1 protein-coding gene is annotated in these 2,382 nt (G+C 43.5%); it reads left to right on the top strand.

Annotated features, from left to right (window positions below):
• Positions 1-142 precede the first annotated feature (142 nt).
• Positions 143-2,257: an EAL domain-containing protein gene (locus tag A2517_RS04355; protein ID WP_294894513.1), complete on the top strand. Its 2,115-nt coding sequence runs from the start codon at positions 143-145 to the stop codon at positions 2,255-2,257.
• The last annotated feature ends 125 nt before the right edge of the window (positions 2,258-2,382 follow it).

Raw genomic sequence — 2,382 nt, 5'->3', positions numbered from 1 at the left:
ATTGCAAAACTCTTTACATATTAAAATTACGCGATTATATCCAAATTCAAATTATCCCATCCTAATGTCCCCAAAGAAGCAAGCTTTAAACTATAATAAATTACAATAACACCATCACAAAATAATCACGTTTTAGGATTCAATGCAAACAATTTTCCCTCTCAATGATGTTTTAAATTACCTCCCCGATGGTATTATTATGGTGGATGAGAGGGGGGTAATCCTCTTTGCCAACAACGCTTTTTCTGACATGGTAGGGTATGAGGGGACGATTTTAGTGGGGCTGAATATGCTCACCCTTTTAGCGGATGTTGATGTCTTTTCCGAATGTATCACCAAAGTGATGAATGAGGGAAAATCACTTGATGCCGATACCGATTTTCTCCATCGTGACGGGAGTATCGTACAGGCGATCAAAAGTGTACGCATGATCCGCCAAAACGACACTGTCCATTTCTTTGTCAACGTCCGGAATCTCACCGATGTAAACCGTCTCAATAAAGAACTCCGTATCTCAAAAGAGTTGATCGAACAACAAGCCAATGAACTCTCCGTAGTACTAAACTCCAAAAATCAGGAGGTAGAAGAGGTTCTCGGCAGTATTGATGAAGTGATCTGGTATATCGACAATGAGACCCTCTCCCTCCGTTATGTCAATACTGCCGTCGAAACTATTTTTGGTTTTTCTAAAGAGGCTTTTTTATCCGATGCGACACTTTGGCAGCAACAAATTCATCCCGAAGACCGAGCTTTGGTTCAAATGTTTTTTGAAACACTTATGCCCGGCCAATCTCAGGCGATTCGATTCCGGATTCTAACCCAAAGCGGAGAGACTCGATGGCTCAACAGCCGTATCCATAACCATCCGAAGCTTCACCTCTTTATCGGGATTACCAGTGATATCACCGGTTCTAAAGCGCAAAGTGAAGAGATCGCTTTTTTGGCCTATCACGATCCCCTCACCCACCTCCCCAACAGAGCGAAACTCAAACTGCAGCTAGAGAGCCGTTTTGAACATGCTCCCAACTCCCCTTTTGCGTTGATGTTTTTGGATTTAGACAATTTTAAAAACATCAACGATACGATGGGACATAAAGTGGGTGACAAAATTCTCATTGAAGTGAGTCGTCGGATTCGTGAAACAGTAGGGAAATACGATTTTTTCGCCCGTTTCGGAGGAGATGAATTTGTTATTTTGCTCCAAGATGCCGACACAACCAGTATTGATCTCACCGCCAATCGGCTGATTCAAGCGTTCAAAGAACCTTGCCGTTTAAATGAGAGCGATTTTTTCCTCTCCGCTTCCATCGGAATCGTCCTCTATCCCGATGATGCCCTCAACGGCGAAGATTTAATCAAACATGCCGATACCGCGATGTATGAAGCAAAAAACAAAGGGAAGAACCGGTTTGCGTATTATCATACGTCGATGCAACGGGCCCTTCATAATTTTTTACATATCGAATCATTAATACGAGAAGGGCTATCCGAGGATCTTTTCGAACTCTATTTTCAACCGCTGATCGACTCAAAAACGCTTCGAATGGAAGGGTATGAAGCCCTTTTGAGACTTCCTCATCCGCAAGAGGGGTTTATACCGCCGGATGTTTTTATCCCCATCGCCGAAACCAATGGCGATATTCACCTCATCAGCAAAAAAGTCCTTTCACAGGCGTGTGATTTTATCGATACCGTTCGCACTTTACGGGATGAGCCGTTTTTTGTGGCGATCAACGTTTCGGCAAAACAGCTTCATCAACCTAAATTTGCCCAAGAGTTACTCGAATACTTAGCACAGCGCTCTATCCCCGCTTCTTTTCTAAAAGTTGAGGTGACCGAAAGTGCTGTTATGGAAAATATCGCTGTCGTCAGTCGTCAGCTTCTGGAACTTAAAGCAGGCGGAATACGAATTTCCTTAGATGATTTCGGCACCGGATATTCCTCGTTCGCCTACTTGGCACAACTCCCGATTGATACCCTTAAAATTGACAAATCATTTATTCTGGCTCTCTTTACGGAACATTCGAATCGTCACATCGTTGAATCGATATCGAATCTCGCCCATGCGTTGGGGATGAACGTCACCGCAGAGGGGGTAGAAGAGGTTCAACACTATGATTTTTTAATTGAAAATCAAATCGATACACTCCAAGGATATCACCTCTGCCGCCCTCTTCCGATGGATCAAATTATTCAAAAACTTCACGATAAGGACCCCTACTTTACACCTGCTCCCTCCTTAGGCTATACTATCTAATGAATTGCCCTCTCAGGAGGTAGCATTATCCCCATTCGTAGGAGATGTTTATGGTCGAATCCGAACTTTATCCGTTACTGTCACAATCGGGGTTTAATGTTCCCCCCTTCCGCCGTTTTGCTCTG

Source organism: Sulfuricurvum sp. RIFOXYD12_FULL_44_77 (genome assembly GCF_001830725.1).
GTDB lineage: Bacteria > Campylobacterota > Campylobacteria > Campylobacterales > Sulfurimonadaceae > Sulfuricurvum > Sulfuricurvum kujiense_A.
Note: the sequence above shows the minus strand (reverse complement) of the source record. Positions and strands in the feature narration are given on the sequence as shown.